Source organism: Xanthomonas sp. NCPPB 3200 (assembly GCF_056393585.1).
The window spans coordinates 1,206,855-1,219,330 of sequence record NZ_CM150785.1 but is presented as its reverse complement, the minus strand read 5'-3'; the positions used below and the strand labels follow the sequence as shown (position 1 = coordinate 1,219,330).

General features: G+C 64.7%; 10 protein-coding genes and 4 tRNA genes. 3 read left to right on the top strand and 11 right to left on the bottom strand.

The features are described from left to right. Positions 1–124 precede the first annotated feature (124 nt). Both AC06DU_RS05295 and AC06DU_RS05290 read right to left on the bottom strand, forming a co-directional pair. Positions 125–529, bottom strand: a complete 405-nt coding sequence (locus AC06DU_RS05295; protein ID WP_102252645.1) for a DUF6165 family protein — start codon at positions 527–529, stop codon at positions 125–127. A 258-nt stretch (positions 530–787) separates the two neighbouring features. Continuing rightward, positions 788–878: transfer RNA gene (locus AC06DU_RS05290), tRNA-Ser, on the bottom strand. Between the two features lie 197 nt (positions 879–1,075). On the opposite strand from AC06DU_RS05290, the gene AC06DU_RS05285 reads away from it, so the two are divergent. Further along, positions 1,076–1,780, top strand: a complete 705-nt coding sequence (locus AC06DU_RS05285) for a PP2C family protein-serine/threonine phosphatase (RefSeq protein ID WP_024938430.1) — start codon at positions 1,076–1,078, stop codon at positions 1,778–1,780. A gap of 597 nt (positions 1,781–2,377) precedes the next feature. On the opposite strand, the gene dnaQ is transcribed toward AC06DU_RS05285, so the two are convergent. From dnaQ to AC06DU_RS05270, 3 genes are read right to left on the bottom strand one after another with little or no spacing between them, the layout of a single operon-like run. Further along, positions 2,378–3,112: a DNA polymerase III subunit epsilon gene (gene dnaQ / locus AC06DU_RS05280; RefSeq protein WP_024938429.1), complete on the bottom strand. Its 735-nt coding sequence runs from the start codon at positions 3,110–3,112 to the stop codon at positions 2,378–2,380. Between the two features lie 19 nt (positions 3,113–3,131). Continuing rightward, positions 3,132–3,584: a ribonuclease HI gene (gene rnhA, locus AC06DU_RS05275; RefSeq protein WP_024938428.1), complete on the bottom strand. Its 453-nt coding sequence runs from the start codon at positions 3,582–3,584 to the stop codon at positions 3,132–3,134. A 31-nt stretch (positions 3,585–3,615) separates the two neighbouring features. After that, positions 3,616–4,272 carry a hypothetical protein gene (locus tag AC06DU_RS05270; protein WP_478203723.1) on the bottom strand — a complete coding sequence of 219 codons (657 nt, stop codon included), beginning with the start codon at positions 4,270–4,272 and terminating at the stop codon, positions 3,616–3,618. A 12-nt stretch (positions 4,273–4,284) separates the two neighbouring features. Between AC06DU_RS05270 and gloB the strand changes: the two genes are divergently transcribed. Together gloB and AC06DU_RS05260 are read left to right on the top strand one after the other, a co-directional pair. Next, positions 4,285–5,052, top strand: a complete 768-nt coding sequence (gloB, locus tag AC06DU_RS05265) for a hydroxyacylglutathione hydrolase (RefSeq protein WP_024938426.1) — start codon at positions 4,285–4,287, stop codon at positions 5,050–5,052. Beyond that, entirely contained in the window at positions 5,049–6,233 is a 1,185-nt protein-coding gene (locus tag AC06DU_RS05260; protein WP_478203721.1) for a lytic transglycosylase domain-containing protein, read from the top strand. Before gloB ends, AC06DU_RS05260 begins: the two co-directional genes overlap by 4 nt. Before the next feature lie 646 nt (positions 6,234–6,879). Here AC06DU_RS05260 and AC06DU_RS05255 read toward each other — a convergent pair. The 6 genes from AC06DU_RS05255 to lon all read right to left on the bottom strand — a co-directional run bounded on the left by AC06DU_RS05255 (position 6,880) and on the right by lon (position 12,337). Beyond that, the gene (locus AC06DU_RS05255) at positions 6,880–8,850 is read right to left on the bottom strand and encodes a peptidyl-prolyl cis-trans isomerase (protein WP_478203719.1); all 1,971 of its coding nucleotides are present in this window, start codon (positions 8,848–8,850) and stop codon (positions 6,880–6,882) included. Positions 8,851–9,015: 165 nt separating this feature from the next. Then, positions 9,016–9,092: transfer RNA gene (locus AC06DU_RS05250), tRNA-Asp, on the bottom strand. A 95-nt stretch (positions 9,093–9,187) separates the two neighbouring features. Beyond that, positions 9,188–9,264, bottom strand: a tRNA-Asp gene (locus AC06DU_RS05245). 28 nt (positions 9,265–9,292) lie between these two features. Next, positions 9,293–9,367 (bottom strand) — tRNA-Val (locus AC06DU_RS05240). An 11-nt stretch (positions 9,368–9,378) separates the two neighbouring features. Next, complete coding sequence (locus AC06DU_RS05235; RefSeq protein ID WP_024938423.1) at positions 9,379–9,651, bottom strand: HU family DNA-binding protein; 273 nt, start codon at positions 9,649–9,651, stop codon at positions 9,379–9,381. Positions 9,652–9,865: 214 nt separating this feature from the next. Further along, complete coding sequence (lon, locus tag AC06DU_RS05230; RefSeq protein ID WP_104553644.1) at positions 9,866–12,337, bottom strand: endopeptidase La; 2,472 nt, start codon at positions 12,335–12,337, stop codon at positions 9,866–9,868. Between the last annotated feature and the right edge of the window lie 139 nt (positions 12,338–12,476).

The window sequence follows — 12,476 nt, the reverse complement described above, 5'->3', positions numbered from 1 at the left end:
TCACGCGCGCGGCAGCCAATCACCGCGGTGCCGGCCGACTCGAAGTGTGGCGGCGCACCAGAAAGCGCCGCGCACCCACCGACCACCACGTCTATCGGTTACGCAGACCTGCAGTCAGCGGCTCTCAGACACCGCTAGCGCGGTAGTCCTGATACGACTTCTCTTCCACGTACGACGAACCCAGCGCCAGGTTGATCTCTTTCTTGATGCGCGCACGTTCGTCGTTTTCGATATAGACGCTGCGCGCCAGCTGCACGAAGCCGTCGTCGAAGGTCTGCGCCTGCTCCTTGAGCCGGATGTCGTCCTCGATCACCCATAGCCGCTCGTTGACGGCCTTGAGCGCAGCACGCAGACGCACGATGTCGTGGCCGGCGGCCGGATGCGCCATCCAGCTGGTCTCCAGCGCGGACAGCTCGCTGCGCACGTTGGCCAACTTGACGGGGTCGCTCATGCGCTCGGACTTGATCTGCAGGATCGCGATCTTGTCGAGCAGCTCACCAAAGGACACGGGCACCAGGATCTCGGACATGACAGGCCTCCAACGGATATCGGGCGGATTGTAGCCAGCACAGCAGCGCGCGGCGGCGACACATAAACAAAAGCCCCCTTGCGGGGGCTGATGCGAATCTGGCGGAGAGGGGGGGGATTCACTCGGCACTCCGTGCCTTCGCCCTGCGGGCGGCTTCGCCGTGCAGACAGCGCTGCTGTCTGTCGAACCCGGGGCTTCTCACCCCCCAATGCCGCCGGCGAAACTCACGCGGCACTGGCACAACTGCTCGCCTCAATCTGGCGGAGAGGGGGGGATTCGAACCCCCGAGGCGCTATAAACGCCTGCCTGATTTCGAGTCAGGTACATTCAACCGCTCTGCCACCTCTCCAGATGGTCCCCAGTGTCCTGGGGCCGTGCATCATACGGGCACCGGCGCCCAGCTACAAGCGGCCCGGGCCGGCATCGCCGGCACGATCGAAGGTCCGGGCGTGAACCCGCCCTGCGGCACCGGCGATCGGCGTGTTGCTGCGGGCCGGCCGCGCCGCGATGATGGTCACGCACCTCCCTCCTTGGCGACCCGCCCCCATGCTCGAATTCGGACACCTTACCCATGTCGGCCTGCGCCGTGACCTCAACGAGGACACGTACTACGGCGACAGCGAACTGGGGCTGTGGCTGGTGGCCGATGGTATGGGTGGGCATGCCTGTGGCGAGGTGGCCAGCGCCCTGGCGCGCGAAACCATCGTGCGCGAGGTGCGCGCCGGCACCCCGCTGGCCCAGGCGGTACGCATCGCCGACGAAGAGATCATCAAGACCTCGCGTCGCTGCAACGACACCTTGCCGATGGGCACCACCGTCGTCGCCGCGCGCGTGCTGGGCCAGCGCTTCGAAGTGGCCTGGGTCGGCGACAGCCGCGCATATCTGTGGCGCGACGGCCGGCTGGCGCAGCTGAGCCAGGACCATAGCTATGTGCAGGAACTGATCGCCCAGGGCACGCTGACCAGCGAGCAGGCACGCGCGCATCCGCATCGCAACGTGGTGACCCAGGCGCTGGGCGTCACCGATCCGGTCCACCTCAATGTCGCCACCATGCAGGGTGAGCTCAAATCCGGCATGCAACTGCTGCTGTGCAGCGACGGTCTCACCGAAGAAGTCGACGATGCCGCGATCGCCGCGACCCTGTCGCAGGCCGATTGCAGCGCGCAGGAATGTGTCGAATGCCTGGTCGCCGCCGCACTCGATGGCGGCGGCTCGGACAACATCACTGCGATCCTGGTGCGCAGCTACTGAAAGCGGCCAACAAGACCTAGCGAGCGCCCGGCTGGCGGTGAGCGCAGAATTTCGTTGGCCGCATATGGTTGGATGCAGACAAACGCCTGGTCGGTCGAGGGCGCGATGTCCTCACCGCCTGCGGACCACGCCGTCAATCTAGCCCTGAAGACTCCCTGGCGGCATCCAGGCCGCCAAGGATCCCGGAGGCGTCGAGAGCACTGCACCAGAGCGTGAGTCGGCTGCCTAGTTGAATACCATGCACACCGACCATCTCGACAAGTCCTTGCCCGCCCACCGTCGCGGGACCTGACGCGGCATGGATGCCGCGTAAGAGCCTACACGGACGTACTTGCGGCGTGTCCCGCGATGGTGGGCGGGCAAGGGCCCTGCAGCCAAGCCGCAGATCACCGGCCTGCAGCGAAGAGCAACATCATCCCGCTCCGCACTAGACCAGAGAGACATCGCTTTGTTGGCAAAGCCAAGCTCGGGCATCGAACCCGCGCGGTAGCCATTCCGGGCGCGCAATTCGCGGCCTCGCCGGGCACCAACTACGCACTGCACTCCCACTACATCGCCGCCCCGCGCGACAGCCGGACACCCGTTGCGAAAGCCGCACTACCCGGCAGCAGCCACCTCTTCGACCGGCGCATCCCACAGCGCGCGCCCGGCCTTCTTGCGCAGGTATGCCAGACGCGCCTCGTGCGCCTGCGACTCCGACGCGGTCACCACCACTCGCGCGCGCGGCAACAGCAGCGCCGGATCGAAGGTGATCATGCCCTCGCCATGCTCGCTGCGCTGGCCGGTATCGGCGCTGGCAAAGCCGATCTCTTCCTGGCCCGAGGTCAGCGCGATGTACACATCGGCCAGGATCTGCGCATCGAGCAAGGCGCCATGCAACTGGCGATGCGAGTTGTCCACGCCCAGGCGCTTGCACAAGGCATCCAGCGAGTTGCGCTGCCCCGGATAGCGCTCACGCGCCATCATCAGGGTATCCACCACGGTGGCACGCTCGACGATACGGCCGTAGTTGTCGCCCAGCAGCGACAGCTCGTTGTCCAGGAAGCCCAGATCGAACGCGGCGTTGTGGATGATCAGCTCCGCGCCGTCGATGTAGGCCAGGAACTCCTCGACCACATCGGCAAACAGCGGCTTGTCGGCCAGGAACTCCAGGGTCAACCCGGTCACTTCCTGCGCACCCGGTTCGAAATCGCAATCGGGCTTCAGGTAGCGATGGAAGTTGTTGCCGCTCGGGCGCCGCTCCAGTAGCTCCACCGCACCGATTTCGACAACGCGGTTGCCCTTGCGCCATTCCAGGCCGGTGGTTTCGGTATCGAGAATGATCTGACGCATGAATCCTCTTGCTGATTGCTTACGCGGTTGCGCTGCCACCGCGCTGGGCGATGGCCTGATTGCGGGCGAGCACGTCGACGCGCTCGTTGTCCGGGTCGCCATTGTGGCCTTTCACCCAACGCCAATCGATGCTGTGGCGTTGCGTGGCCGCATGCAGCCGCTCCCACAGTTCACGGTTCTTGACCGGGTCGCCGCCGGCGGTTTTCCAACCGCGGCGCACCCAGCCGGACATCCACTCGGTGATGCCCTGGCGCACGTATTGCGAGTCGGTATGCAGCACGATCTGGCATGGCTCGGTGAGCGTTTCCAGCGCCATGATTGCCGCCATCAACTCCATGCGGTTGTTGGTGGATGTGGCTTCGCCGCCGGACAACTCCTTCTCGCGGCCGTTGTAACGCAACAGGGCCGCCCAACCGCCCGGCCCGGGATTGCCGAGGCAGGAGCCGTCGGTATGCACTTCAATGGATTTCATCAGCTTCTGGTGTTTGGAAAGTGGTCGGTCGTCAGATCGTGGCTACAGGCTGCGGCCAGCGCGAGGGCATCGCGATCGGGGTCGGCCCGATCGAAGCGGCGGCGCGCTTTTCCACTTCGAGCAGATACACCGCGCGCCAGGGTGCGCGATCGGTGCCGGTAACGCCACGCCCGGTGCGCCAGATCGGCCCCAGGTAGCGTTCGGTCTCCACGCATTGCAGCCCCGCACGCTGCGCCAGCAACCGCCAGCGATCCGGCCGCAGCGCCACCGGACCGCGCCGCGCCCAGCGAAAGCGGTACGGGCTCAGCGGATTGAGCGTGAACAGCCATAGCCGCCCGCCCGGCATCAGCAACCGCTCGCTTTCGGCCAGGAATTCCGCCGCGCCGCCCACCACCGCATGCTGCACCACGATGGCCTGCAGGCTTTCGGTCGGCAACGGAAACGGCATGGCGCAACGCGCGTCGCCCGCAAAGCGGCCAGCGCTGCGAGACAGCCGCAGTCCGCGCCCTTGCAGCAGCTCGCGCGGCGGCAACTCGGGCGTCGGCGTCAGCCACAGCCAGGGCTGCGACGGACGCGTCTGCAACGCCGCAAGCGCCAATTTGCGCTCCAGCAGGAGCAGGCTGCGCCCTGCACCTGTTTCAAACCAGGATGAGACGCCAGCTTGACGGGAGAATGGCGTGGCAGGCATGGTCCCAATTCTATGCGACTGACCGCCCTGCCCGCATTCGACGACAACTACATCTGGGCGCTGGTCGCCAGCGATGGCCGCGCAGTCATCGTCGATCCGGGCCAAGCCGAGCCGGTGTTCGCCGCCGCAGAGCGCGAAGGCTTCAGCCCCAGCGCCGTCCTGCTGACCCACCACCATGCCGACCACATTGGCGGCGTGGCAGCGCTGCAGCAGCGTTGGCCGGACCTTGCGCTGTACGGTCCGGCCGACGAACGCATCCCGGCAGACGCCCACCGGGTGGGCCAGGGTGATCGCTTGAGCCTGCTTGGCAACAGCTTCGATGTGCTGGAAGTGCCCGGCCATACCCGCAGCCATATCGCCTTCGTGACCGAACGCCATCTGTTCAGCGGTGATACCCTGTTCAGCCTAGGCTGTGGGCGGATGTTCGAAGGTACCGCTCCTCAGATGTTCGACGCGTTGCAGCGCCTGGCCTCCCTGCCTGGCGAAACGCTCGTGTGTTGCGGCCATGAATACACCTTGGCCAATGCGGCCTTTGCGCTGCACGTCGATCCCACCAACGCTGCCTTGCAGCGCCGTCAACAGGAAGCCCAGGCCATGCGTCATGCAGCCCGTCCTACCCTGCCGATTTCGCTCAAGAGTGAACTGGCCACCAATCCGTTCTTACGCACCAGCAGTCCCGAAATCCGCGCTGCCGTGGCATCTCGCGCAGGTGGGGCAATTTCCTCTGAAGTTGACGTTTTCGCCGAACTTCGGCGCTGGAAAGACGAATTTCGCGCATGAGGCGCCTGCTTCTGGCAGTGCTGACCGCATCGGCGGTCATCGCACCCGCAGCCGCATCGTCCAACGACGCAAGCCGCTCCAAACCCGCAGAGAGCTCGATCGCCCAGACCGCCACACCCCAGGTGCGCAACGGTCGGGAGATCTTTTCGTCGTTCCTGGACGGTCGCGCCGATCCTGGCTGCGACAGCGAACATAGCGACACCCGCTGGGAACAACATTTCTCGCGCGCGCCGGCCCGTCTGGCAGACGACGCACAGGATGTCTTGCCGCTGTTCGGCTACGTGGTCGATGAATTGCGCGAAGCCGACATGCCGACCGAATTTGCGCTGATTCCGTTCGTCGAGAGCGGTTATCGCCCGGGCGCCCGCAACGGCAGTGGCCCCGCCGGCCTCTGGCAGTTCATCGCTACCACTGCGCGCAACCACCATGTGCCGGTTGGCGCGCAATACGACGGACGCCTCTCGGCAGTGGACTCCACCACCGCGGCGGTGCGTTATCTCAAGACGCTGTATGGCATGTTCGGCGGCGATTGGCGCCTGGCGCTGATGGCCTACAACGCGGGCGAGTATCGCGTGCTGCAGGCCATGCGCACGGCCGGCATGAACGCGCAGAACGCTCGCCCGTCCGAATTGCCCGGCATGTCCAAGGTCACCTACGAGTACGTGGAAAAGCTGCACGCGCTCGCCTGTGTGCTGGACCATGCGCAGCAGCAGGGCAATCTGCTGACCTCGCTCGACCGCCCGGTACCGGTACTCACCGAACATGCATTGCCGGCCGGCACCAGTCTCAACGCCTTTGCGGGACAACGCGACATCGAGCCGCAGCTGCTGGCCCGGCTGAATCCGGCGCTGGCCAGCGCGCGCGCCGCACCGCGGGGCGTGCATGTGCTCGCCCCGATCGCCCCTGCGCAGCCAGGTGCGACAGGTGCCGCGGTCGCATCTGCCGACACGGGCAGCACTGCGGACAACAACGCTGCCGCTCCCACGGTCGTTGCCGCCGCGACGACGGATGCCTCCAGGCCACAGGCGCGCACCACGCATACGGTCCGCAACGGCGAATCCGCCTGGGCCATCGCACGCCGCTACGGCGTGACAGTCACGGCACTGCTGACCAGCAATGGCCTGGACAAGCGTGCCGTGCTGAAGCCCGGCATGGTGTTGTCGTTCGAAGACACACCCTGACCTAAGTCGCCTGCGTCCGGCGCTGTTCCGGCGCTGCTGACACTGCAGCGGCATGCTTTTCGCCGATGTTGTGCATGGGGAAGTTGAGCACCGCGCTGCGCAGGCGTAGGTCGGCTTCGAAGAGAGCGCCTGACACTTACCTTTTGCGTGCGCTGCTAGCGACGCCGTATGGAATCGGACACGGGTGGAATCGGAAACGGGCGTACTCGCAGCCGATTGGCCCGCTATCGTTGCAAGCCGACCGACATCGCAGTTGATTGAGCGCGCTTGCAGCATCTGCCGCCAACCGACAGGCAGCCACCCGTAGGCGCACCAAACGCGCAACCCGACGCTGGCTTTTCTGGCCTGGCAGATTGGCCCGGCAGATCAGCACGTTGAATGACGCACGTCTTCGCAACCGCACGCCTGCAATCCTGACGCGCGAAATCCGCAACCCCGGCAGACCTATCCCAAACGGATGGCAATGCGCACGACGCCAGATCAGTTGCGGCGGGCCATCGCAGTGCCTGGTCCACGCAACCACAGACTCGCCGCAGCGCCAGCGGCGGGATACTCCACACGAACGCTGGCACCTGCCCACGACGGCATCGGCCAAAGAAAAAGCCCGGTTCCCCGGGCTCTTTCTCCACCAGTCGAACAGCAGCGGTTACAGCTGCGCCTCTTCGATCTGGATCTTGTAGCGCTTGCGCATTTCCTTGACGTACGCCTGCGCCGCATTGTTGCCGTCGATCTGGCTCAGCTGCTCGCGCAGCATGGTCTGCTGCTCGGCCGGCATCTGCTTCAGGTCGCCCGGAGTCGCCTTGCTGATGACGAATACCGCAAAGCGCCCGCCATCCAGCTCCACCTTGCCCACCGACGGCTTGCCGTCGGCCGGACGCGGCGCGCTGAAGATAGCGCGGTTTGCCGCCGGCGTCGGAATCGGCGCGGTGCGCGGCAAGCCCGGGATCGGCTGCACCTGCAACTTCTCGCTGGCGGCCAGCGCCTGCAGGGTCTCGCCTTTCTGCACACGTGCCAGCAACGCGTCGGCAGCCGCTGCGGCGGCCTTCTCGGTGCGGTCCGCGCGGACGGCGGCGATCACCTTCTCGCGCACCTTGTCCAACGGCAGGGCCGCCTCGGCGGTGTGGTTGGTCACACGCAACACCACGCTGTGGTTCGGACCGATGGTGATCGGATCGCTCACCGTGCCGTCCTGCACCAGCGTTTCGGAGAATGCCGAACGCAGCACCGCCGGATTGGCCGCAATACCGCTGGCATCGGCGCGCGAGAACGGACCCAACGTCTGCACCGGCAGACCGACCTGCTTGGCTGCCGGCTCCAGCGCGGTGGGATTCTTGTAGACCTGATCCACCAGCTTGCCGCTCACATCCGTAAATGCCTTGTCGGCATCGGCCTTGAGCTGCTCGGCGGCGAGCTGATCGCGCACCTGCTCGAACGACTTGCCCTGGCCGCCCTTGACCTCGCGCAGCTGGATCACGTGGTAACCGAACTCGCTCTTGATCGGGCCGACCACCTCGCCAGCCTTCATCGAGAACAAGGCATCTTCAAACGGCTTGACCATCGTGCCCTTCTCGACCCAGCCAAGATCGCCACCAGCGCCCTTGGAACCGGGGTCCTGCGAATTGGCCTTGGCCAATGCGGCGAAATCGGCACCGGGCTGCTTGGCTTCCGCAGCCAGCTTGGCCGCTTTTTCCTCGGCGGCTTTCTGCGCAGCAGGATCGCTACCGGCGGTGATCAGGATGTGCGACGCCAGACGTTGATCCGGCTCGACAAAACGCGCCTTCTCTTCGTCGTAGCGCTTGCGCAGCGTCGCCTCGTCAGCGGCGGTTGCCGGCGGCAACTTGGCGGCATCGAGTTCGACATACTCGATCGTCACCGTCTCCGGCTGACGGAAATCCTGGGTATGCCCGTCGTACCACTGCTTGATCTGTGCATCGCTGACCGGCGCGGTATCGGCGGCCGGTGGCGGCAGCATGGCCAGCTGCACGTCACGCGTTTCGCCCATCAGCTTGAGCAAGCGCTCGAACTCGGCCTTGGTCGCAAAGCCCGACTCGGCAATCGCCTGCGGAATCACCGACTGCTGCAGGCTGTCGCGCACCAACGCATCGAACTGCGCCGGCGTGCGCGGCGGCGTGCCCTGCGCAAGTGCAGCGCGGTACTGGTCGGGGCTGAATTTGCCGTCGACCTGGAACGCCTGAATGCCGGCGATGTAATCGCGCACCGTCGCATCGCCGATCACGATGCCGGCATCTTCGGCCCCCAGACGCACCACTTGCTCGTCGACCAACTGGTCGAGCACCTGCAATTTGTTTTCGCGGGATTCGAACGTGCGCGGATCGAAATTCTCGCCCTGGCGCTGCCGCTCCTGCATGCGTGCCTGCTCGAAGCGGACGCGGAAATCCTGGGTACTGATTTCATGGTGCTGCCACAGCAGCGAGACCGGCCACCACGACGGTGCCGATTTCCACCATGTCGGCGGTGCCTGCACCTTGGCCACGTTATTGGCGCCAATGCCGCCGAGGTAGCTGTTGTCGATGACGAACAGGAACGGAATCATCAGCAACCCCAGGATGGCGGTAGCGATCCAGCCTGACGTCTTGTCGCGAAGTTTCTGCAGCATTGGCAAATCACGGCCTGTGGGCGAGCCGCGCAGTGTAACGCGCCTGACGCCGGGCACCCAGCCCAATCCCGCACCGCACCGGATCCGACATGGCTTTGGGCGCGCAATTGCCGCCATAGCGGCCAAAAAAAAGCCCCCGGCACGGAGCCGAGGGCTTTGTATAACTGGCGGAGCGGACGGGACTCGAACCCGCGACCTCCGGCGTGACAGGCCAGCATTCTAACCAGCTGAACTACCGCTCCGCTTTAAACTTGGACTGCTGCTTCTCCACCATTTCCGCAATGCGAATCCGGTGGAGAAAACGAAGCCCCCAATCGCTCAGGGGCTTCGGTATAACTGGCGGAGCGGACGGGACTCGAACCCGCGACCTCCGGCGTGACAGGCCAGCATTCTAACCAGCTGAACTACCGCTCCGCGCTTGAAACATTTGCCTGGTGCTTAATGGTGGGTGCTGAGGGTTTCGAACCCCCGACCCTCTCCGTGTAAGGGAGACGCTCTACCGCTGAGCTAAGCACCCTAGCGAGTCGATTAGTTTACTGCATCCTTCAGGGCTTTGCCAGCCTTGAATGCAGGATTCTTCGAAGCAGCGATCTTGATGCTGTCGCCGGTCTTCGGATTGCGGCCGGTACGCTCAGCGCGCGCGCGGACCTGGAAGGTGCCGAAGCCGACGAGGGTGACGGCATCGCCCTTCTTCAGCGCCTTGGTGATTTCGCTCACAACCGCGTCAACAGCACGGCCGGCCTCAGCCTTGGAGATGTCAGCGGCAGCGGCAACGCCATCGATCAATTCGGTTTTATTCATTCTTGAAACTCCCTTTGCGGCAGATGCCGCGGAATCGACAATCGGCGCTCTTGCCGTTAGCGAAGAACCCGACACAAGTGGTATCGCATGACGCATCACAATTTGCCGCGCCCACGAGTCGTGCATTTATACCAGCGCCCCCAACCGCACGCAAGCCAAAACCCAATAACGACGCGGGTTTTGGCTTGTTTTGCCTGGGTTTAGACAAGCGGTTTTAGTGCTTGACGCGGGTACCGGGAGTAGTGCGCGACTTGCCGCGGACCGCAACCCGCGAAGCCGTCTTGCGGGCCTTTTCCTTGCCCACCTTCTTCGGTGCCAACGGACGTTCCAACGCGAGATCCAGCACTTCGTCGATCCACTTGACCGGCACGATCTTCAGATCGCGCGTGACGTTGGCCGGGATGTCAGCAAGATCCTTGCGGTTCTCGTCGGGGATCAGCACGGTGCGGATGCCACCGCGCAACGCTGCCAACAACTTCTCCTTCAGGCCGCCAATCGCCGACACGCGACCACGCAAGGTGATCTCGCCGGTCATCGCCACATCGGCGCGGATCGGCACCTTGGTCAACACCGACACCAGCGAGGTCACCATCGCGATACCGGCGCTCGGGCCATCCTTCGGTGTCGCGCCATCGGGCACATGCACGTGCACGTCCTGCTTCTGCAGGAAATCCACGTCGATGCCGAGTCGCTCGGCGCGCGAACGCACCACCGACAAGGCGGCCGATGCCGATTCCTTCATGACGTTGCCGAGCTGACCGGTCAGGATCAGGTTGCCCTTGCCCGGCACCAGCGTGGACTCGACCTGCAGCAGCTCGCCGCCGACTTCGGTCCAGGCCAGACCGGTGACCAGGCCGATTTCGTTCTCTTCTTCGGCACGGCCGAAATCGAAGCGACGCACGCCCAGATACTTGTCGAGATTCTTCGCGTTGACCGTGACCAGGGCCTTGGGCTTGCCCTTCTTGGCGACCACCTTCTTGGCATCCGGCTGCGGGCCGGCAAGCGCGATCTCCTTGACCACCTTGCGGCAGATCTTGGCCACTTCACGCTCGAGGTTACGCACGCCCGATTCGCGCGTGTAGTAACGCACGATGTCCTGGATCGCATCGCTGCCGATCTCGATCTCTTCCGGCTTCAGGCCGTTGGCCTTGATCTGCTTGGGCACCAGATAACGCATGGCGATGTTGAGCTTCTCATCCTCGGTGTAGCCGGGGATGCGGATGACTTCCATGCGGTCCAGCAACGGACCGGGAATGTTGAGCGAGTTGGAGGTAGCGACGAACATCACCTCCGACAGGTCCAGGTCCACTTCCAGGTAGTGGTCGTTGAAGGAGTTGTTCTGCTCCGGATCGAGCACCTCCAGCAGCGCCGAGGACGGGTCGCCACGGAAGTCCATCGACATCTTGTCGATCTCGTCCAACAGGAACAGCGGGTTCTTGCTGCCGACCTTGTTGAGGTTCTGCACCAGGCGGCCGGGCATCGAACCGACATAGGTCCGGCGATGGCCACGGATCTCGGCCTCATCGCGGATACCGCCCAGGCTCATGCGCACGAACTTGCGGTTGGTCGCCTTGGCGATCGACTGCCCGAGCGAGGTCTTGCCCACGCCCGGCGGCCCGACCAGGCACAGGATCGGGCCCTTCATCTGCTTCACGCGCGACTGCACCGCCAGATACTCGAGGATGCGTTCCTTGACCTTGTCCAGGCCGTAGTGATCGGCGTCCAGGGTGTCCTCTGCGACCTTCAGGTCCTTGCGGACCTTGGTGCGCTTCTTCCACGGCACGCCCAGCAGCCAGTCCAGATAGTTGCGCACCACGGCCGCTTCGGCCGACATCGGCGACATCTGCTTGAGCTTGTTGAGCTCGGCCTTGGCCTTGGTCTCGACCGGCTTGGGCATGCCCGCCTCGGCGATCTTGCGCGCCAGTTCCTCCAGCTCGCCCGGCGCATCGTCCAGATCGCCCAGCTCCTTCTGGATCGCCTTCATCTGCTCGTTGAGGTAGTACTCGCGCTGGCTCTTTTCCATCTGCGACTTGACGCGGCCGCGGATGCGCTTTTCCAGCTGCTGCACATCGATCTCGCCGTCCACCAGCCCGACCAGCAGCTCCAGCCGCTCGCCGATCTCGGTGATTTCCAGCAGGCGCTGCTTGTCGGCCAGGCGCACGCCAATGTGCGCGGCGATGGTGTCGGCCAGACGCCCCGGCTCGTCGATGCCGGCCAGGGTCTGCAGCAGCTCCGGCGGCAGCTTGCGGTTGGTCTTGACGTACTGCTCGAACAGCGACATCAGCGAACGCGCGATGGCCTCCACTTCGCGCGGCTCGCGCGCGTCGCTGGCTTCGATCTCGATGCCCTGGCCCTGCAGTGCGCCATCCAGCTCGACGACCTTGTCGACGGTGACCCGCGACAGACCTTCGACCAGCACCTTGATGGTGCCGTCGGGCAACTTGAGCAGTTGCAGCACCTGCGCGAGCGTGCCGACGGTATAGAGGTCGCTGGCGGTCGGGTCGTCGGTTTCGGCCGACTTCTGCGCAACCAGCAGGATGCGCTTGTCCGCCTCCATGGCTTTTTCCAGCGCGCGCATCGACTTGTCACGGCCGACGAACAGCGGAATCACCATGTGCGGAAACACCACCACGTCGCGCAGCGGCAACACCGGCAGATCGAGAACTTCTGGTTGGGACTGGGCCATGGGGCGCTCCGCAGGAATGGGGGTTTTGGGGCGTAAAAAAAGCCGATGGCCCCGTTATGGGGCCATCGGCCAGGTGTTGCAAGTAGCGTTCGGAAACCCTTTATCCGCGAGCGAGGCCGGGGCCCGGCGCGACGGCATC

Coding starts and splice junctions, on each gene's coding strand:
- AC06DU_RS05295 (WP_102252645.1), bottom strand. CDS start 529: ATGTCCGAGATCCTGGTGCCCGTGTCCTTTGGTGAGCTGCTCGACAAG.
- AC06DU_RS05285 (WP_024938430.1), top strand. CDS start 1,076: ATGCTCGAATTCGGACACCTTACCCATGTCGGCCTGCGCCGTGACCTC.
- dnaQ (WP_024938429.1), bottom strand. CDS start 3,112: ATGCGTCAGATCATTCTCGATACCGAAACCACCGGCCTGGAATGGCGC.
- rnhA (WP_024938428.1), bottom strand. CDS start 3,584: ATGAAATCCATTGAAGTGCATACCGACGGCTCCTGCCTCGGCAATCCC.
- AC06DU_RS05270 (WP_478203723.1), bottom strand. CDS start 4,272: ATGCCTGCCACGCCATTCTCCCGTCAAGCTGGCGTCTCATCCTGGTTT.
- gloB (WP_024938426.1), top strand. CDS start 4,285: ATGCGACTGACCGCCCTGCCCGCATTCGACGACAACTACATCTGGGCG.
- AC06DU_RS05260 (WP_478203721.1), top strand. CDS start 5,049: ATGAGGCGCCTGCTTCTGGCAGTGCTGACCGCATCGGCGGTCATCGCA.
- AC06DU_RS05255 (WP_478203719.1), bottom strand. CDS start 8,850: ATGCTGCAGAAACTTCGCGACAAGACGTCAGGCTGGATCGCTACCGCC.
- AC06DU_RS05235 (WP_024938423.1), bottom strand. CDS start 9,651: ATGAATAAAACCGAATTGATCGATGGCGTTGCCGCTGCCGCTGACATC.
- lon (WP_104553644.1), bottom strand. CDS start 12,337: ATGGCCCAGTCCCAACCAGAAGTTCTCGATCTGCCGGTGTTGCCGCTG.